Source organism: Acinetobacter indicus CIP 110367 (assembly GCF_000488255.1).
Classification (GTDB): Bacteria; Pseudomonadota; Gammaproteobacteria; order Pseudomonadales; family Moraxellaceae; genus Acinetobacter; species Acinetobacter indicus.
Genome location: NZ_KI530757.1, coordinates 162,756 through 182,761 on the forward strand (window position 1 = coordinate 162,756; position 20,006 = coordinate 182,761).

General features: G+C 48.6%; 11 protein-coding genes, 2 tRNA genes and 3 rRNA genes. 3 read left to right on the forward strand and 13 right to left on the reverse strand.

Annotated features, from left to right (window positions below):
• Positions 1-299: 299 nt before the first annotated feature.
• The 4 genes from P253_RS13670 to ilvD (P253_RS13685) all read right to left on the reverse strand — a co-directional run bounded on the left by P253_RS13670 (position 300) and on the right by ilvD (P253_RS13685) (position 5,844).
• Positions 300-587 carry a chorismate mutase gene (locus P253_RS13670; protein ID WP_016658900.1) on the reverse strand — a complete coding sequence of 96 codons (288 nt, stop codon included), beginning with the start codon at positions 585-587 and terminating at the stop codon, positions 300-302.
• Positions 568-1,890 (reverse strand): hypothetical protein, encoded by a 1,323-nt coding sequence (locus P253_RS13675; RefSeq protein WP_005181177.1) that lies wholly within the window; start codon positions 1,888-1,890, stop codon positions 568-570. The genes P253_RS13670 and P253_RS13675 overlap by 20 nt, the downstream gene beginning before the upstream one ends.
• Positions 1,891-1,969: 79 nt before the next feature.
• The gene (gene ilvD / locus P253_RS13680) at positions 1,970-3,655 is read right to left on the reverse strand and encodes a dihydroxy-acid dehydratase (RefSeq protein WP_016658901.1); all 1,686 of its coding nucleotides are present in this window, start codon (positions 3,653-3,655) and stop codon (positions 1,970-1,972) included.
• Positions 3,656-4,014: 359 nt separating this feature from the next.
• A complete protein-coding gene (gene ilvD, locus P253_RS13685; protein WP_081402522.1) occupies positions 4,015-5,844 on the reverse strand; it encodes a dihydroxy-acid dehydratase in 1,830 nt (609 codons plus the stop codon).
• A 423-nt stretch (positions 5,845-6,267) separates the two neighbouring features.
• Between ilvD (P253_RS13685) and fmt the strand changes: the two genes are divergently transcribed.
• On the forward strand, positions 6,268-7,230 hold the full coding sequence (fmt, locus tag P253_RS13690) for a methionyl-tRNA formyltransferase (RefSeq protein WP_016658903.1): 963 nt from the start codon (positions 6,268-6,270) through the stop codon (positions 7,228-7,230).
• Positions 7,227-8,531 carry a 16S rRNA (cytosine(967)-C(5))-methyltransferase RsmB gene (gene rsmB, locus P253_RS13695; protein WP_016658904.1) on the forward strand — a complete coding sequence of 435 codons (1,305 nt, stop codon included), beginning with the start codon at positions 7,227-7,229 and terminating at the stop codon, positions 8,529-8,531. Before fmt ends, rsmB begins: the two co-directional genes overlap by 4 nt.
• Positions 8,532-8,609: 78 nt before the next feature.
• Here the strand turns inward: rsmB and P253_RS15630 are convergent, their stop codons facing one another.
• The 3 genes from P253_RS15630 to P253_RS13705 form a co-directional block, all read right to left on the reverse strand.
• Positions 8,610-8,720 carry a methionine/alanine import family NSS transporter small subunit gene (locus tag P253_RS15630; protein ID WP_005181164.1) on the reverse strand — a complete coding sequence of 37 codons (111 nt, stop codon included), beginning with the start codon at positions 8,718-8,720 and terminating at the stop codon, positions 8,610-8,612.
• Position 8,721: 1 nt separating this feature from the next.
• Positions 8,722-10,209 (reverse strand): sodium-dependent transporter, encoded by a 1,488-nt coding sequence (locus P253_RS13700; protein WP_016658905.1) that lies wholly within the window; start codon positions 10,207-10,209, stop codon positions 8,722-8,724.
• Positions 10,210-10,723: 514 nt separating this feature from the next.
• Complete coding sequence (locus P253_RS13705) at positions 10,724-12,175, reverse strand: aldehyde dehydrogenase family protein (protein WP_016658906.1); 1,452 nt, start codon at positions 12,173-12,175, stop codon at positions 10,724-10,726.
• 137 nt (positions 12,176-12,312) lie between these two features.
• Here P253_RS13705 and P253_RS13710 point away from each other — a divergent pair, with 137 nt between their 5' ends.
• Positions 12,313-12,996 (forward strand): TIGR04219 family outer membrane beta-barrel protein, encoded by a 684-nt coding sequence (locus tag P253_RS13710; protein WP_016658907.1) that lies wholly within the window; start codon positions 12,313-12,315, stop codon positions 12,994-12,996.
• Positions 12,997-13,075: 79 nt separating this feature from the next.
• Here P253_RS13710 and P253_RS13715 read toward each other — a convergent pair whose 3' ends face one another.
• The 6 genes from P253_RS13715 to P253_RS13740 all read right to left on the reverse strand — a co-directional run.
• Positions 13,076-14,437 (reverse strand): aromatic acid/H+ symport family MFS transporter, encoded by a 1,362-nt coding sequence (locus tag P253_RS13715; RefSeq protein ID WP_005181158.1) that lies wholly within the window; start codon positions 14,435-14,437, stop codon positions 13,076-13,078.
• 444 nt (positions 14,438-14,881) lie between these two features.
• Positions 14,882-14,996 (reverse strand): 5S ribosomal RNA (rrf, locus tag P253_RS13720).
• Positions 14,997-15,187: 191 nt separating this feature from the next.
• Positions 15,188-18,076, reverse strand: a 23S ribosomal RNA gene (locus P253_RS13725).
• Between the two features lie 353 nt (positions 18,077-18,429).
• Positions 18,430-18,505 (reverse strand) — tRNA-Ala (locus tag P253_RS13730).
• Positions 18,506-18,568: 63 nt separating this feature from the next.
• A tRNA-Ile gene (locus P253_RS13735) sits at positions 18,569-18,645 on the reverse strand.
• Positions 18,646-18,706: 61 nt separating this feature from the next.
• Positions 18,707-20,006, reverse strand: a 16S ribosomal RNA gene (locus P253_RS13740); the annotation flags it as partial.

Sequence of the window (20,006 nt, forward strand, 5' to 3'; positions counted from 1 at the left end):
TAGTTTACCAAAAAACTATAGACGCGCGCAAAGCCTGCCGGGCTCTAGCTTTGCGCAGAACGCCGCCATCGGTTTTTTTTTAAATTAAAGCTAGATAATTCGTTTGTTTTTCAACCAACCCTGCTCTTGAAGCGAAAGAGCAGCTCAGATTCATCTCACCTGCCGAGTGCGGATTTTTATGGTTCTGGCTGACGACTAAAGACGAGCAAAAATAATCCGCGCCGCCGGAATCAGGAAGATCATCCCGGCCTGCTATGATGAAAAACAGAGCGCCAGCGCGTTTTTAATTGTTATCGGTTTTAAGGTCTAAACTGTTTCAGTTCACGCTGAATAAAATGCTGGAACATGGTCTGGTACAGCTGTTCAATCAGCTGGGCATCGAGCCCTAGAGTGGTGGCTTGGCTACGCAAACGCTCCAGAATCTGGGTCTGGCGTTCCGGGGTCTGCATATCGGTTTCTGATTTTTTAAAACGGGTGGTCTGATCAACATAGTATTGACGCGCTGCAATCAGCTCCACCAAAGCACTATCAATCACATCAATCTGTGCGCGAGCCTGTTCCAGCGACTCAACTTTCTCTTTTTTCATGTTGTAAGATGTCATTTTCAGCTTCGTTTTCACTTTTGTACTTTTCTTCTAACACATTACTGAAAATACTTTCAATCATCCAGACGCGATAAAGGCTATTAAACACATAACTTTGCCCGTCAATCCGCAGCTCCAGCACCGGTAAATTCGGCTGAGACTTCATTTCACAGAGCATGTCATTGTCTTTTAGATACTGTTCAATATCGGCGCTGCTCAGTTCAACAATGTTCAGCTCACGGCGTAACTGCTCGAAATGGGCTTTAAAAGACAGGTCTTTGCCCTGGGTCCACACCGCCTGCAAAATTCGGTGAATGGCCTGCATACGCTGTTCTTCCGGCACGCTATAAAACAGTCGCGCCATCTGATAGGTGGCATCCTGGGTCGGCCGGCAAAACGGGGTAAACGCGACTTCGGTGCGTTTGGATAAACGGGTGGCCAGACTCCAGTCAAACAGGTCACGGCCCTGATAACTGAGCGGATAGACATTCAAATGAATATTATAATAATTGGCCAGCTCTTCCTGAATATAGGCCAGCAGCAGCCAGGAAATCGGATCTTCCAGCGCAATATATAAATCCAGCTCGGGGTCCATACGCTGAATTTCATTTAAGGCTTCGGCATCATTAATTAAATGCTCACGCCATTCAATATGATTAATCAGGAAAATCGGATTACCGGTCAGCAGCTTCTGCTGTTTTAGGCGCCGGGTCAGGCGCAACAAATCATCTACCGCATGATACTGACGGCCGCCAAACTCGAAATAGCTGGCAAGAATGGCGTCCTGATTAAAAATCCGTTCCGGAAAATGCTGTTCCTGATGATGGCGGCTGGCCATGGCATATAAGGTGCGTAATTTGCCATACTGCTTTTGCCAAAGCATATGGAATACATCTTCCAGCAAATACAGAAAATCCTGACCGCGCAAAGGCGTATGCCGCAAGATAGTCTCAGCTTGCGCCAAGGCTTCCGGGGTTGGCTGTTCCGGGGTGTCATGAAAACTGAAACGGTGCTGCTTGGACAGAATCTGTGCATCATTCAGGCAATAGTTCTGCCATTCCAGCGCCGACATCTGGTTCGGCGGCTCTGCACTGCCACTGGAAATAATCACCTTTAACGGCTTTAAAGCATCGGAGAGGATTTCTTCAAGCTGTGGCAGTTCCTGCACCGCCAGATAGCTATACACATCATCTAAACGCAGATGAATACTGAGGCCCTGCTCAATCGGTAACACCGCTTGACGAGACGGTTTTTGATAAAACCAACTCGATCGGATTGGATCAAACCAACGGCGTAACAGTGACATGAGCTGAGCCTCTAAAGGATTAAACGGCGGAATAAAAGATACTACACCGGTTTATAACAATTTGATCTTAAATGATCAATTACACATCCAAATTTAAATCGGTCACAGCGCCAGTCTCTGCCCCTGAGGTCAGTCGGGCAAATTTGGCCAGGGCACCATGAGTATAATTTGGTTTTGGCTTGACCCAGTCCGCCTGACGCGCGGCAATTTCCTGTTCAGACACATGCCAGGTCATTTCACGGGTTTCGGCATTGATGGAGATTTTATCGCCATTTTTCACCAAACCAATTGGCCCACCTTCATAGGCTTCCGGGGTCACATGGCCAATCACAAAGCCATGACTGCCGCCGGAGAAACGGCCATCGGTAATCAGGGCCACAGCATCGCCCAGGCCTTTGCCAATAATGGCTGAGGTTGGTTTTAGCATTTCAGGCATGCCCGGTCCGCCTTTTGGACCAACACCGCGAATTACCACCACTTCGCCCGGCTGCACCTGACCGTCAAGAATACCGCGCATGGCGCCAATTTCACCTTCAAACACCCGTGCCGGGCCTTCAAAATACAGCCCTTCTTTACCGGTAATTTTTGCCACCGCACCGGTTGGCGACAGGTTGCCTTTTAAAATCACCAGATGCGAATCTTTTTTCACCGGTGCATCAAATGGCAGGATAATCTGCTGGCCTTCCGGATAGTCTTCAACATCCGCCAGATTTTCGGCCAGTGTTTTACCGGTCACGGTCAGGCAGGACCCATCGAGCATACCGGCATCCAGCATCCGTTTCATCAGCGGCTGAATCCCGCCAATCGCAATCAGTTCAGACATCAGGTATTGACCGGATGGACGTACATCGGCCACCACCGGAATATCCTGACCAATGCGGACAAAATCATCCAGGCTCAGCTCGACCCCGGCCGTATGCGCCATCGCCAGTAAATGCAGCACGCCATTGGTGGAACCACCCAGGGCAATCAGCACTTTAATGGAATTTTCAAACGCGGCTTTGGTCATAATGTCGCGCGGTTTAATGTCCAGACGCAGCAGGTTCATTACCGCTTCACCGGCACGCTGACAGTCAATTTTTTTGTCTTCAGACACCGCTTCCTGCGCCGATGAACCCGGTAAACTCATACCCAAGGCTTCAATCGCCGAGGCCATCGAGTTAGCGGTGTACATGCCACCACAGGAACCCGGTCCCGGCAAAGCCACTTCTTCAATCTGTTTGACCTGAATTTCGTTAATTTCGCCTTTGGCATGCTGCCCCACGGCCTCAAATACCGAAATCATGTCGGTATGGCCTGCGCCCGGCTTGATGGTGCCGCCATAGACAAACAGCCCCGGACGGTTGAGGCGCGCCAGCCCCATAATACAGCCTGGCATGTTTTTATCGCAGCCGCCAATGGCAATCACCCCATCATAGGCCTGACAGCCGACCACGGCTTCAATCGAATCGGCAATAATTTCGCGGGTTAGCAGCGAATATTTCATGCCCTCGGTGCCATTTGAAATCCCGTCAGAAATGGTGATGGTGTTAAAGATAATCCCCTTACCACCAGCAGCATTGACCCCGGCTTCGGCTTCACGCGCCAGCCCATCAATATGCATATTACACGGCGTAACATTGGCCCAGGTTGAGGCAATCCCGATAAAAGGACGCGTAAAATCCTCATCCTGAAAGCCGGTGGCGCGCATCATGGAACGTGCCGGTGCATTTTCAATGCCCTCATAGACCGGGGCAGAATGTTCGCGGATATTATCTTTACTCATTGGTTTCTTCCTTGGCGATCACTGTATTGAAGTCACAGTGTTTGGCAATTTATTCTACGATTATTGTATAGAATTAAATCCGCACAATATAGCTTTCAGCGGTTTCTCGAACATTTGATCTATACCCAAGTCATCTGCAACGGTCCAAGGCAGGACTACAATTCATATTGAATGGTTTTACCTCCTTTTGCCCAATGAGCAATATATTTCGCAAGGTCGGTCGAACCAAAGCTAATCAACCATTATCAAATCCTTCTTTTTAAGACCGTGTTGTGCTGAAGCGATCCCTTTCAAACTTAGCTTCTCACATAAAAAAGCACCCCATCAGGAGTGCTTTTGTAGCTCTAAAAACTTAGCGCTTAGATTTCACGTACCGCACCTTTGGCCGCACTGGTGGTATGCATGGCATAGGCTTTCAGCGCTTTAGAAATCTTGCGTGGACGTTCCTCAGCCGGCTGCCAGCCTTTGGCTTCCTGTGCTTCACGGCGCGCTGCCATGGTTGCATCATCAACCGCCAAGTGAATGCTACGGTTTGGAATATCAATTTCAATACGGTCGCCATCTTCGACCAGACCAATCGCGCCACCTTCTGCCGCTTCCGGAGAGACGTGACCAATCGACAAGCCAGATGAACCGCCCGAGAAACGGCCATCGGTCAGCAAGGCACAGTCTTTACCCAGACCTTTGGATTTCAGGTAGCTGGTTGGGTACAGCATTTCCTGCATGCCCGGACCACCACGTGGACCTTCATAACGAATCACCACCACATCACCGGCGCTGATTTTACCGCCCAGAATTGCCTCCACCGCGGCATCCTGGCTTTCAAATACGCGAGCTGTACCATTAAATTTCAGGATGGATTCATCTACACCCGCAGTTTTTACGATACAGCCATCCAGCGCGATGTTGCCGTACAGCACGGCCAGACCACCATCTTTAGAGAAGGCATGTTCAGCATTACGGATCACACCATTTTCACGGTCGCCATCAAGGCGTGAATAATAACGGTCTTGTGAGAATGCAGTCTGGGTCGGAACGCCACCTGGCGCCGATTTGAAGAAAGTGTACACCTCTTCGTTTTCAGTACGGATGATGTCCCATTTATCTAAGGCATCTTTTAAAGTTGCTTCATGTACGGTCGGTACAGAAGTATCCAGCAAACCGGCACGATCCAGCTCGCCTAGTATAGCCATGATCCCGCCGGCACGGTGAACATCTTCCATATGTACATCATTTTTCGCTGGAGCCACTTTACACAGGACCGGCACTTTACGCGATAAACGGTCGATGTCATCCATGGTGAAATCAACACCGGCTTCATTAGCCGCAGCCAGCAGGTGCAATACGGTATTGGTTGAACCGCCCATGGCAATGTCCAGCGTCATGGCATTTTCATACGAGGCTTTGGTGGCAATTGAACGTGGCAGAACGCTGTAGTCGTCCTGTTCATAGTGACGTTTGGCCAGTTCCACAATTAAAGAACCGGCACGTTCGAACAGTTTTTTACGGTTGGCGTGCGTCGCCAGTGTAGAACCGTTACCTGGAAGAGATAAACCGAGCGCTTCGGTCAAGCAGTTCATTGAGTTGGCAGTGAACATGCCTGAACATGAACCACAGGTTGGACAGGCTGAACGTTCATATTCCGCCACTTCTTCATCGGTGAAGTTGTCATCTGCGGCGACAATCATGGCATCAATCAGGTCGATGGCTTTTTCATTACCACGGATTTTGACTTTACCCGCTTCCATTGGACCGCCGGACACGAACACCACCGGAATATTCAGACGCATGGCGGCCATTAACATGCCCGGGGTGATTTTGTCACAGTTTGAAATACACACCATGGCATCAGCACAGTGTGCGCTGACCATATATTCCACCGAGTCGGCAATCAGGTCACGTGATGGCAAGGAATACAGCATACCGTCATGACCCATGGCGATACCATCATCGACCGCAATGGTATTGAATTCTTTGGCTACACCACCTGACGCTTCAATTTGACGTGCCACCAGCTGACCCAGGTCTTTTAAATGCACGTGACCCGGTACAAACTGGGTAAAAGAGTTGACCACCGCAATAATCGGCTTGCCAAAATCTTCATCTTTCATCCCGGTCGCACGCCATAAGCCACGTGCGCCCGCCATATTTCTTCCGTGTGTCGATGTTTTTGAACGATAGTCAGGCATGTGTATTTCCAACGAGTTGTGCTTGAGAGGGTGAATCCCCATCTCTGGCTAAAATGTACTGATCTTCAGGTTATCAGTTGAAATTTCGTCACATCATACTACAGCTCAATCTGTCAGCGTGCTGGGTGATCGGGTCTTTTGAACCTTTTATTCTGCGATCTTTCAACTGATGAAAACTGGGGAGACTCGCCTACGGAGCCGATATGATTTGATCATAAAGCATTAGCTCCGGCATTTTCATGAATAATTTTTACCTTTTATATAAACAAAATTTATTGATATTAATTTTTTAAATAAAATTTTGTTTGCAAAGAACAGTACCCAGCCGACCTCATGAAGATGCAACCTCTATTTACATGACAATTTAGGCTTAAAAAGGCTTTTCGCATATAATGTGGGGCAAGTTTATATGGAATCTCATGTGTGAAAATTATCTTTGCGGGAACACCAGAATTTGCAGCTGTAGCGCTCGATGCCTTATTAAAAACCGAGCATGAAATTGTGGCGGTCTATACTCAACCTGACCGCAAAGCAGGCCGCGGACAAAAACTCACGGCCTCTGCCGTGAAACAACTGGCGCTGGCGCATGATCTTCCGGTGTATCAACCACTACATTTTAAATCATCCACAGAAGAAGGTCTGGCTGCGCAGGCAGAACTGAAAGCCCTGAATGCCGATGTAATGGTGGTGGCAGCCTATGGCCTGATTTTGCCGCAAGTGGTGCTGGATACACCCAAATATGGCTGCCTGAATATTCATGGTTCGCTGCTGCCACGCTGGCGAGGAGCGGCGCCCATTCAACGCGCCATTGCCACCGGTGATGCTGAAACCGGCGTGACCATTATGAAGATGGCGGCCGGGCTGGATACCGGCGATATGATGTATAAAACCCTGTGCCCGATTACAGCTGAAGATACCTCTGCCAGCCTGCATGACAAACTGGCCATTCAGGGTGCGGAGGCGATTGTGGCGGTACTGGCTTCGGAGCAGACTTTACAACAGTATCTGGAACAACGCGAAGTACAGGATGAAGCTTTAACGGTATATGCCCACAAGCTGTCTAAAGCCGAAGCGAAAATTGACTGGTCTCAGGATGCTGTGACAATTGACCGCAATATTCGCGCCTTTAACCCATGGCCGGTGGCGTTTATTCCGCTGGATGAGCAAAGTAATTTACGGGTCTGGGGATCTGTGCTGTCGAATGAAGCGGTCAATGGCCAGTCGGCGGGGACCATTCTGGCACTAGATAAACAGGGCGTGCATGTGGCCTGTGGCGATGGCAAAGCCATCTGTCTGACCAGCCTGCAATGGCCGGGTGGTAAAGCGCTGAATCCGGTCCAGATTGCACAAACCCAGAAATTAAGTATTGGGCAGGTGCTGGCATGAATCAACATCCATCCGGTCAGTCACATCTGAACTTACGCGCCCAAGTCATTCGTACTTTATTGGCCGTCCAGCAGGGCCAATCTCTGGCCAGTATTTTACCGCTGCATCTGACCAAGGTCGCCGAGCGTGACCGGGCGCTGTATCATGAACTGGTCTTGGGCACCTTACGTCAATGGTATGGCCTGAAAAGCATTACCCTGCCTTTGCTGGTCAAACCGCTGAACAATGAAACCGTCGAAACCTGTCTCTATGTCGGGCTATATCAGATTTTATGTACCCGTATTGCCGACCATGCAGCCATTTCAGAAACCGTGACTGCCACCAAGCAGTTAGGCTTTCAGGCACTCAGTGGTGTGGTCAATGCCATCCTGCGACGTGTTTCACGTGAAACATCGGTCTTTGAGCAGGCCCTGCAAGCGGCGCATGGTTTACCTAGCTGGCTGTTTAAACGTCTGAAAAAAGACTGGCCGGAACAGCTGGAGCAGCTGACCCAGGACCTGAAACAGACAGCGCCACTGACCTTAAGGGTCAACCAGCGCAAGATCAGCCGTGAAGCCTATCTGAATAAACTGCTGGGCGCCGGTATTCAGGCTCGTCCAGGTGAACGTTCCGATGTGGCAATTATTCTGGAGCAGGCGGTGCAGATTCCGGAGCTGCCGGGCTTTGATGCCGGCTGGTTCTCGGTACAGGATGAACATGCCCAGCTTTGTGCGCAGTTACTGCCAGATTTAAATGGCAAAGTGGTGATTGATGCCTGTGCAGCCCCGGGCGGAAAAACCGCACATATTCTGGAAAAATTTAGTCCGGCCACTCTGGTGGCACTGGATCAGGACCCGAAACGGCTGTTACGGGTCAGGGAAAATCTGGAGCGCCTGCAACTGACCGATACACAGCAGGTCGAAATTCTGGCGGCAGATGCTACGCGCTGGACCGCAACTGAACCGGTCGATTGTATTGTGCTGGATGCACCCTGCTCTGCCATTGGGGTGATGCGTCGTCATCCGGATATTCGCCTGTTACGTCAATCCGCTGACATCCAGCAAACCGTCGAGCTGCAGCAGCAGATTTTGGAACAGATGTGGACCCAGCTAAAAGTTGGTGGCACCTTGCTGTATATCACCTGTTCCATTTTAAAAGCAGAAAATGAACAGCAAATGCAGCAGTTCTTTACCCATCATGCCGATGCTAAAGAAATTAAAATTGCCACAGACTATGGTGTCGAACAGCAGTATGGCCGCCAGCTGTTACCGGAAGCCGGACGCGGCGATGGCTTCTATTATTGCCGGATCGAAAAAATCTAGACGATAAAAAAAGGAACCCTCAGGTGGTTCCTTTTTTATTCTACAGCGGCTTAGTCTGCACATGCATGTATCACAGACTTAATCCTCTGGTTCATCTGGATGTTTGCTCAGATGAATCATGGCCAGGATTAAACCGCCCCAGAGCAGGACAGTCGAGATGATCATCATGATAATCGCTTCAGTATTCATCTTAGTTCTCCTCTTCCGGTACTTTGTCTTTCAGACAGCTTAGTACAATGGCACCCACAATAAACAGGGCCAGCGTACCGCCACCCACCAGCCATAAGATTTCAGCTGGATAACCGCCATAACCTTCTGCAACAATCGACTTGATGGTTAGGCCTAAAGCCACCAGTAATGATAATGGAGTAATCACGGTTAACAGGAAGTTCCAGCCGGCACCCAGTTTAATACTAGAGTACTGGTTGATATGCGCCTGTAACTGCGACAATAACGGACGACGGAACCACGACACCAGAATAATCGACAGTAAACCACCGCCAACAATACCAATATTATTGGCAAAGTAGTCAATGATGTCGACAAAGGTAATCGCACTATGGGTCGAGAAAATCAGGGTCGAAACAATGGCAGAACCACCGGCAATAATGCTGACCGATTTTTTACGTGACCAGCCTAACTTGTCCTGGAAAGCTGAAATCGGCACTTCCAGAATACTGACCATCGAGGTAATCCCGGCAACGGTCAATGAGGCGAAGAACAGGAAGCCAAATAAGTCGCCGCCTGCGCCCATGCTGGAAATAATTTTCGGGAAGGCAATAAAGGCCAGACCAATACCGCCAGATACCACTTCTTCCACGGTTGAGCCTGAGCTGAAGGCCATAAAGCCCAAAGCGGCAAATACCCCGATACCAGCCAGAATTTCAAAAGACGAGTTGGCCAGCGCAACCACCGCACCGGAGCCGGTCATATTGGTTTTACGCTTTAAATACGAGGCATAGGTCAGCATGATCCCGAAGCCCACAGACAGCGAGAAGAAGATATGACCAAATGCGGCCAGCCAGACTTTATAGTTGCCCATCGCTTCCCAGTTCGGGGTAAAGAAGGCATTTAAACCTGCGGTTGCGCCCGGTAAACGGATCGCCTGAATCACCAGAATTGTGAACAGTACCACCAGTAACGGCATAAAGATTTTATTGGCCAGTTCCACACCACGACGTACGCCACCGTAAAGAATGAACATCACCACCGCCCAGACAATCACCAGACCGAAAAATAAGGTCGGTACAAAGCCCAAGGCCAGCCCTTCGCCATTTTGCAAATAGGAATTAAAGAAGAAGGCCTGGGTATCTGCCCCCCATTTCTGGCCAATCGCGTAGTACATATAACTACCGGCCCAGGACAGAACGCTGGCATAGTAAATCCCGATGACCAAAGTCACCATCACCTGCCACCAGCCCAAGGACTCGCTGTTCATGAGCTTTTTATACGCCAGTGGCGGCGCTTTACGGAACTTATGTCCGACCGCGTAATCTAAATATAATAACGGCAAACCAGCAGCAAAAATTGCCACCAGATACGGCACCAGGAAGGCACCACCACCATTTTCGTAAGCCACATAGGGAAAACGCCAAATATTCCCCAAGCCTACAGCTGAACCAATCGCTGCAATAATAAAGCCTGATCGCGCGGACCAGTTTTCACGATTTCCTGACATAAAACACCTAAACCTAGATGCTTTTTTCACTGCTTTTTATGTGGTTTTCTCGCAAGCAAAAAAGCACCATGCAATATTAATCTTGAGTGTTTGATTTAGCCTTGACCTTTTGGGTACTGGTTTCTAAATGACAAACAGGGAGTGGATGACGAAAACTTGCTTAAAGTGCATCGTGAAGACTCCCTTTTATATGGTTCAACAATACTCACTTTTAAAAAATTATTCTGTAATTTCTGCTCTAAATCTTGGGTTTTTATAATCTATCCTGATTCAACCGTTCAATTAATCAGCTTATTTATTGTGCAATTTTGGTTATGAATTACCAAACTTTTTGGAATATATTATGAAGTAAAACTGAAAACTCAATTGCCATCCTTTAAACGGTCATTTATACCCGATGATATAAAATGCCTATCGCCTACCCGCAGCGCTTTCTTCAGATGCTGTATTTAACTAGATTGCATGATCTATAGATGAGGATGCATCAAGCTTGCTGTTGATGCACCCCAAGCCGTCAACCCGGTTGATGGATCACCAGTAAACGTTCTTCCTGCATATCACGAATTGCCGATTGAATTCCCTCGCGGCCCAGACCTGAATCCTTGACTCCGCCATACGGCATGTTATCGACCCGGAATGATGGAATATCGTTAATAATCACCCCGCCAACATGCAGCTGGTCCCAGGCATATAGCATCTGCTGCAGATTCTGGGTATAGACCCCGGCCTGCAAACCAAAGCGGCTCTGGTTAATCCGTTCAATGCCCTGCTCAAACTGTTCATACGGCTCCAGAATAGCCACCGGACCAAAAGCCTCATTCTGGTAAATTTCTGACTGAGGCGAAACCTGCTCCAGCAATGTCGGCTCGAACATCACCCCCTGCTGTTCACCGCCCACCAGTACCGTCGCGCCTTCTGCTACGGCCTGATCCAGCCATTTTTTCAGGCGCACGGCTTCGTTCTCTTTAATCATCGGCCCAACCAAAGCGCTGTCCAGACGCGGATCAGCTGCCCGTAATGACTGCAAACGGCTGACCAGTTTATCTTTAAGCTGTGTGTAAATCGCGCGATGCACCAGAATACGCTGCACACTAATACACACCTGTCCGGCATGGTTATAGGCACCGCCAATTAACCGGTCAACCAGCGCATCATTGACCTCGGTATCGGCCTCAATCATCACGGCAGCATTGCCGCCCAGCTCCAGCGTGACCTTTTTACGTCCGGCACGCGCTTTCATGTCCCAGCCCACCACATCGGAACCGGTAAAGCTCAGCAGTTTAAAGCGGTCATCGGTGACCAGCACATCGGCCTGCTCACGCGGACAGGGCAATACCGAAAAGGCCCCAGCCGGCAAATCGGTTTCCGCCAGAATTTCGGCAATTTTTAAGGCAGAAATCGGGGTTAGACTGGCCGGTTTTAAAACAAAGGGACAGCCGGCAGCAATCGCGGGTGCAATTTTATGGGCAGTTAAATTCAGAGGAAAATTAAATGGACTGATCAGCGATACCGCGCCAATCGGTACCTGTTTACTGATGCCCTGATAACTGCAAGCCGCGGCAGTTACTGCCAATGGCATCATCCGGCCCTGATCCATCTGGGTGACTGCATCCGCAGCCAGTTGAAAGGTATTGATTAAGCGCTCTACTTCAGCAGCGGCAGCCCTTTTCGGTTTACCGCCTTCAATAATCAGCAGTTCGGTGAGCTCGGCCCGGCATTCCTGAAAACGCTGCACACAATGCAGCAGGATTTTCTGTTTCTGAAACGGTTTTAATGCCGCCATCGCCGCTTCCGCCTGGACTGCGGCCTGAATCGCCTGCTCCAGCGTCTCTGCATCGGCCAGCGCCACACGTGCATAACAGCGCTGCAGATACTTATGTTCGACCTCTAGCCACTGGCCGGTCACATGCGGCTGTCCAGCCAGATATAAAGGATAATCGTGCGGATGATCAGTGTGCGTAGCCATGTGCAGGTCCTCTATTTTTTGCATGATGCGTCAATACAATTTATACCAATTCCCGATATGATGCGCCGAGATGTTTCCCGGTTCCATCCTCCACAATAAATTTATTCTGAGAATATACAAGCTCTACAGGGATTTTTATGCGTACACGTCCAGCATTGTGTTTCATCCTCGGTCTTGGCTGTTTTAGCGCCGCGCAGGCCGATATTATTGGTGTTAAAGGTAGCGTCGATTACTGGCATTATGACAGTGACTTATCGAGTGCCTTGGGCCAGCCCGAGATGAAAGATGACTCCAGTTTGTCTTTTGCCTTGGCGGTTGAACATCCAGTACCGTTATTGCCGAATGTCAAAATCAAGCACAGCACACTTGAGGCAGAATCAGAACGTGAAGTTCTGAATGAAAAGATGGAGCGGATCGACCTCGATTATTCCGACTTCATTGTCTATTACGAAATTCTGGACAATATTGTCAGTGCCGATATTGGTGTGGGTGCCAAGGTGCTGGACGGTACCGTGCAGCAGAATTTAACCGAAGTGGAACAGGTCAGTGAAACCTTGCCAATGCTGTATGCCGAAGCCGGGGTGAAACTGCCTTCTACCGGTTTAAGTGCCAAAGCCGAAGCCAGCTATGCCAAGTTTGATGATACTGTCATTAGCGATGCACAGGCAGAACTGAAATATAATTTTATTGATAATTTACTGGTCGATGTCGGGCTAAAGGCCGGTTACCGCATTTTAGATGTGGAACTGAACGAAGGTGATGAGCGTAATCTCCAGCTGGATTTTAAAGGTCCTTATCTTGGGCTGGAAGCACATTTCTAAGCCAGGCAAATCATCTTTTTCCCTTTAAACAAAAAGCCTCTACTGAGGCTTTTTGTTGGTTTAGATGAATTACATCAGTTTAGCTATAAGAGCGACTGGCCTTAGACACCACCGGTGGCGTTTCAGTAACCGGCTCAGAGGCTTTCTGGATACGAATCAGGGCGACTGCAATTGCACCAATCACCGCTGGAATTGCCACCGCCAAGAAATTCAGTTTATGCGGTAATTCCATACCCAATAGCACCCCGATAATAATCGGGCCGACAATTGCACCCACACGACCGACCGCAGAGGCACAACCAATTCCGGTTGAACGCACCGCTAGTGGATAATACTGCGCCACAAAGCTGTATAGCAGAATACTACTACCAATTGCGGAAGCTCCAGCCAGCGCCACCAGTAGGTAAATCACCGGTTGTGGCGAGTTAAAGCCTAATCCAACCAACGCCACAGCCCCCATCAGGAACATGCCAATAATCACCGGTTTTAAATGGAAACGGTCTGCCAGAATCCCGCCGCCAATGGTGCCAATTACTGCGCCAATATTCATCGACATCAGGAACATCAGGCTGCTACCCAGCGAGTAACCAGCGGCCATCATTAGTTTTGGTAACCAGCTGCCCAGTGCATAGACCATCAATAAACACATAAAGAAGCAGCACCAGAACAATAAGGTACTCATGCCACGGTTTTGCTTAAATAAGGCTGCAATAGAGGCATCCGGCACCTGTACTTCATTTAAGACCAGCTGGGTCTGCGCACTGACTTTTTCTTCTGGCGTGATTTTCTGGATAATCTGGCGCGCTTTTTCATCCTGCTGTTTTTTCACTAAAAAGGTCAATGATTCAGGTAAAAACTTCCACAAGATCGGTAACAGTAACAGTGGAATACCCGCGATATAAAACATCACTTCCCAGCCAAAACTTGGAGTTAACCAGGCACCCAGTAATGCAGCCATAATACCGCCGACCGCATAACCACTAAACATAGTCGTCACCAAGGTACTGCGCAGTTTTTGTGGTGCATATTCAGAGGTTAAGGCCACTAGATTCGGTAATACTCCGCCAATTCCTAAACCTGCAATAAAGCGCAAAATTCCGAATTCAGTCGGGTTAGATGCGAAACCGCCCCAGAAGGTAAAACCGCTAAATAAGGTCACACAAATTAAAATGACATTTTTACGGCCAATCTTATCGGCCAGCATGCCAAAAAACATGGCACCGAACATCATTCCGGCCAGGGCAGTACTGGCCAACATGCCTGCTTGCACAGCAGTCATATTCCATTCTTGCATCAGTAGTGGTAGGGCTACGCCATTAATCGCCAGGTCATAACCGTCAAAGATGACTACAAATAAACACCAGAGTACGACGTTTAAATGAAAAGGTTTGAACTTCGCCTTGTCCACTACAGCATTCACATTCATTGTTGTTGCTGTCATTAATCCTCACCTCCAATTGTGAGATTTTATTCTTAATATGAAAAAATGAACAATCATTCACTTTTGTCTATAAAATGAATGATTATTCATTTTTTGTCTATGGATAAAAAGTCTAAATGATAAATTTTTCTTAAAAATCAGATTTGATTTAGCAATAAAGCTCAATTTCAGAGCAGAAAATTTAGTTATAAATCTTACAATTAGTGGAAACTTATTCTATTTTTTAAAATTTTTATATTACAAAACAGTGAAATAAAAGCTTTATCATTGCAATTTTTAAGACAGGCTTAAATGACAACTTCTACCACACAAATTTGCAAATAAATGTAAAAATTGTGTCATAAAACCTAAAAAGCACTATCTAAGTCGTAGATGTAGAAACTAGAAATTATGCCCATAAAAAAATCCCCCTGCTGTTTAAGCTAGGGGGATTTTGAATTAATGAGCTGGCGATGACTTACTCTCACATGGGTAACCCCACACTACCATCAGCGCTAAGAGGTTTCACTTCTGAGTTCGGGAAGGGATCAGGTGGTTCACTCTTGCTATTGTCGCCAGCACAACTGTTATGGACTTGTTCGGGTCTTAGTTACTTTGCTTAAGCTTGATGCTTTTGCATGTAATGCCTTACTTTGTTCCAAATGAGTTATTAACGGATTGGCTATTGGGTCTAAATTTTATTGTGTCGCATTAACTAAATCAAGGATTAGTTTAGAATTCAGCTTGATACAACAACTGTTTGGGTGTTGTATAGTCAAGCCTCACGAGCAATTAGTATTGGTCAGCTTCACATATCGCTATGCTTCCACACCCAACCTATCAACGTCCTAGTCTCGAACGGCTCTTTAGAGGAATAAATTCCTAGGGAAATCTTATCTTGAGGTAGGCTTCCCGCTTAGATGCTTTCAGCGGTTATCCTTTCCGAACATAGCTACCCGGCGATGCGACTGGCGTCACAACCGGTACACCAGAGGTTCGTCCACTCTGGTCCTCTCGTACTAGGAGCAGATCCTCTCAAATTTCCAGCGCCCACGGTAGATAGGGACCGAACTGTCTCACGACGTTCTAAACCCAGCTCGCGTACCTCTTTAAATGGCGAACAGCCATACCCTTGGGACCTGCTTCAGCCCCAGGATGAGATGAGCCGACATCGAGGTGCCAAACACCGCCGTCGATATGAACTCTTGGGCGGTATCAGCCTGTTATCCCCAGAGTACCTTTTATCCGTTGAGCGATGGCCCTTCCATACAGAACCACCGGATCACTAAGACCTACTTTCGTACCTGCTCGACTTGTGGGTCTCGCAGTTAAGCGCGCTTTTGCCTTTATACTCTACGCGTGATTTCCGACCACGCTGAGCGCACCTTCGTACTCCTCCGTTACTCTTTAGGAGGAGACCGCCCCAGTCAAACTACCCACCAGACATGGTCCTCGTCCCGGATCACGGGACAGAGTTAGAACCTCAACATTACCAGGGTGGTATTTCAAGGACGGCTCCATTGGAACTGGCGTTCCAACTTCAAAGCCTCCCACCTATCCTACACAAGTAAGGTCAAAGTTCAATGTCAAGCTGCAGTAAAGGTTCACGGGGTCTTTCCGTCTAGCCGCGGGTACACTGCATCTTCACAGCGATTTCGATTTCACTGAGCCTCTGCTGGAGACAGCGCCGCCATCATTATGCCATTCGTGCAGGTCGGAACTTACCCGACAAGGAATTTCGCTACCTTAGGACCGTTATAGTTACGGCCGCCGTTTACTGGGGCTTCGATCAAGAGCTTCGCTTACGCTAACCCCATCAATTAACCTTCCAGCACCGGGCAGGCATCACACCCTATACGTCCACTTTCGTGTTTGCAGAGTGCTATGTTTTTAATAAACAGTTGCAGCGGCCTGGTTTCTGCGGCTGTCAACCGCTCAGGGAGCAAGTCCCATCACCGTCAACAGCGTACCTTCTCCCGAAGTTACGGTACCATTTTGCCTAGTTCCTTCAGCAGAGTTCTCTCAAGCGCTTTGGTCTACTCGACCTGACCACCTGTGTCGGTTTCGGGTACGATTCCAGTGTAACTGAAGCTTAGAGACTTTTCCTGGAAGCATGGTATCAGCCACTTCGCTAGTAAACTAGCTTGCTATCAGCTCTCAGCATAGAGCACCCCGGATTTGCCTAAGATGCATGCCTACAGCCTTCCACCTGGACAACCAACGCCAGGCTGACTTAACCTTCTCCGTCCTCTCATCGCATTACACTGAAGTATTGGAATATTAACCAATTTCCCATCGACTACGCCTCTCGGCCTCGCCTTAGGGGTCGACTCACCCAGCCCCGATTAACGTTGGACTGGAACCCTTGGTCTTTCAGCGAACGGGTTTTTCACCCGTTTTGTCGTTACTCACGTCAGCATTCGCACTTCTGATACCTCCAGCAGACTTCTCAATCCACCTTCATCGGCTTACAGAACGCTCCCCTACCACTTGACTTATGTCAAATCCGCAGCTTCGGCACATAGTTTTAGCCCCGTTACATCTTCCGCGCAGGCCGACTCGACTAGTGAGCTATTACGCTTTCTTTAAAGGGTGGCTGCTTCTAAGCCAACCTCCTAGCTGTCTATGCCTTCCCACATCGTTTCCCACTTAACTATGATTTTGGGGCCTTAGCTGGCGGTCTGGATTGTTTTCCTCTTGACTACGGACGTTAGCACCCGCAGTCTGTCTCCCGGATAGTACTCATCGGTATTCGGAGTTTGCATCGGTTTGGTAAGTCGGGATGACCCCCTAGCCGAAACAGTGCTCTACCCCCAATGGTATTCGTCCGAGGCGCTACCTAAATAGCTTTCGGGGAGAACCAGCTATCACCAGGCTTGATTAGCCTTTCACCCCTATCCACAAGTCATCCCCTGGCTTTTCAACGACAGTGGGTTCGGTCCTCCAGTTAGTGTTACCCAACCTTCAACCTGCTCATGGATAGATCGCCTGGTTTCGGGTCTACACCCAGCAACTATACGCCCTATTAAGACTCGGTTTCCCTACGGCTCCCCTATGCGGTTAACCTTGCTACTGAATGTAAGTCGCTGACCCATTATACAAAAGGTACGCAGTCACATCACAAAGATGCTCCCACTGCTTGTATGCATGCGGTTTCAGGATCTATTTCACTCCCCTCACAGGGGTTCTTTTCGCCTTTCCCTCACGGTACTGGTTCACTATCGGTCAGTCAGGAGTATTTAGCCTTGGAGGATGGTCCCCCCATATTCAGACAAGGTTTCACGTGCCTCGCCCTACTCGTCATCATTATGTGTGCCCTTTCGTGTACAGGACTATCACCCACTATGGTTGCACTTCCCAGAGCATTCCACTAAAACACACATAACTTAATGGGCTGTTCCCCTTTCGCTCGCCGCTACTGAGGGAATCTCAATTGATTTCTTTTCCTAAGGGTACTGAGATGTTTCACTTCCCCTCGTTCGCCTTGCAACACTATGTATTCATGTTGCAATACCTACCTTATGGTAAGTGGGTTTCCCCATTCAGACATCTCCGGATCAAAGGATATTTGCCGCCTCCCCGGAGCTTTTCGCAGGCTATCACGTCTTTCTTCGCCTCTGACTGCCAAGGCATCCACCACATGCACTTAATTACTTGACTATACAACCCCAAACAGTCGTTAATCCCTACAAGTAGGATTAAGACAATTAAATAAATAATCAATTATCTATTTAATCTACAGTTCGAAGTCACGTGCACTTAAGCACCGTACAGCTTCAATCTAAATTCATATACCAAAACGCTTGATTCAGTTAATTTGCTAGTTCTCAATTCAATCTACGTTCATCAACCCGTCATAACAACGCGTTAACGTATATTGATTGAGTGAACAATTTATTTCAGACTCAATTTTGCCAATCTGTTAATGATTCACTGCATCCTCGTCGGACTGCAGTCAACTGTGATAAATCACAGAGATTAATAAGCATAAACTTACTAAGCTCTATAATCTATGGTGGAGACTAGGAGAGTCGAACTCCTGACCTCCTGCGTGCAAAGCAGGCGCTCTACCAACTAAGCTAAGTCCCCAGCTTATCATTTAAGTCAATGTTCTGATTTCTATTCGCTCTGCAATTGCTTGCTTGTCGTTAGTGGTGGGTCTGACAAGACTTGAACTTGTGACCCCACGCTTATCAAGCGTGTGCTCTAACCAACTGAGCTACAGACCCTCAGATACATCGTCATGAAGAACAACTTGTTGTGGATTCTTACTAATCGTCAATCTTTCGTTAAGGAGGTGATCCAGCCGCAGGTTCCCCTACGGCTACCTTGTTACGACTTCACCCCAGTCATCGGCCACACCGTGGTAAGCGTCCTCCCTAAGGTTAGACTACCTACTTCTGGTGCAACAAACTCCCATGGTGTGACGGGCGGTGTGTACAAGGCCCGGGAACGTATTCACCGCGGCATTCTGATCCGCGATTACTAGCGATTCCGACTTCATGGAGTCGAGTTGCAGACTCCAATCCGGACTACGATCGGCTTTTTGAGATTAGCATCACATCGCTGTGTAGCAACCCTTTGTACCGACCATTGTAGCACGTGTGTAGCCCTGGCCGTAAGGGCCATGATGACTTGACGTCGTCCCCGCCTTCCTCCAGTTTGTCACTGGCAGTATCCTTAAAGTTCCCATCCGAAATGCTGGCAAGTAAGGAAAAGGGTTGCGCTCGTTGCGGGACTTAACCCAACATCTCACGACACGAGCTGACGACAGCCATGCAGCACCTGTATCAGAGTTCCCGAAGGCACCAATCCATCTCTGGAAAGTTCTCTGTATGTCAAGGCCAGGTAAGGTTCTTCGCGTTGCATCGAATTAAACCACATGCTCCACCGCTTGTGCGGGCCCCCGTCAATTCATTTGAGTTTTAGTCTTGCGACCGTACTCCCCAGGCGGTCTACTTATCGCGTTAGCTGCGCCACTAAAGCCTCAAAGGCCCCAACGGCTAGTAGACATCGTTTACGGCATGGACTACCAGGGTATCTAATCCTGTTTGCTCCCCATGCTTTCGCACCTCAGTGTCAGTATTAGGCCAGATGGCTGCCTTCGCCATCGGTATTCCTCCAGATCTCTACGCATTTCACCGCTACACCTGGAATTCTACCATCCTCTCCCATACTCTAGCTAACCAGTATCGAATGCAATTCCCAAGTTAAGCTCGGGGATTTCACATTTGACTTAATTAGCCACCTACGCGCGCTTTACGCCCAGTAAATCCGATTAACGCTCGCACCCTCTGTATTACCGCGGCTGCTGGCACAGAGTTAGCCGGTGCTTATTCTGCGAGTAACGTCCACGCATCTAGGGTATTATCCTAGAGCGCCTCCTCCTCGCTTAAAGTGCTTTACAACCAAAAGGCCTTCTTCACACACGCGGCATGGCTGGATCAGGGTTCCCCCCATTGTCCAATATTCCCCACTGCTGCCTCCCGTAGGAGTCTGGGCCGTGTCTCAGTCCCAGTGTGGCGGATCATCCTCTCAGACCCGCTACAGATCGTCGCCTTGGTAGGCCTTTACCCTACCAACTAGCTAA

What these genes read in the sequence shown, in the direction of transcription:
- P253_RS13670 (WP_016658900.1), bottom strand. Translation starts at nt 587, where the DNA reads ATGAAAAAAGAGAAAGTTGAGTCGCTGGAACAGGCTCGCGCACAGATT.
- P253_RS13675 (WP_005181177.1), bottom strand. Translation starts at nt 1,890, where the DNA reads ATGTCACTGTTACGCCGTTGGTTTGATCCAATCCGATCGAGTTGGTTT.
- ilvD (WP_016658901.1), bottom strand. Translation starts at nt 3,655, where the DNA reads ATGAGTAAAGATAATATCCGCGAACATTCTGCCCCGGTCTATGAGGGC.
- ilvD (WP_081402522.1), bottom strand. Translation starts at nt 5,844, where the DNA reads ATGCCTGACTATCGTTCAAAAACATCGACACACGGAAGAAATATGGCG.
- rsmB (WP_016658904.1), top strand. Translation starts at nt 7,227, where the DNA reads ATGAATCAACATCCATCCGGTCAGTCACATCTGAACTTACGCGCCCAA.
- P253_RS15630 (WP_005181164.1), bottom strand. Translation starts at nt 8,720, where the DNA reads ATGAATACTGAAGCGATTATCATGATGATCATCTCGACTGTCCTGCTC.
- P253_RS13700 (WP_016658905.1), bottom strand. Translation starts at nt 10,209, where the DNA reads ATGTCAGGAAATCGTGAAAACTGGTCCGCGCGATCAGGCTTTATTATT.
- P253_RS13705 (WP_016658906.1), bottom strand. Translation starts at nt 12,175, where the DNA reads ATGGCTACGCACACTGATCATCCGCACGATTATCCTTTATATCTGGCT.
- P253_RS13710 (WP_016658907.1), top strand. Translation starts at nt 12,313, where the DNA reads ATGCGTACACGTCCAGCATTGTGTTTCATCCTCGGTCTTGGCTGTTTT.
- P253_RS13715 (WP_005181158.1), bottom strand. Translation starts at nt 14,437, where the DNA reads ATGACAGCAACAACAATGAATGTGAATGCTGTAGTGGACAAGGCGAAG.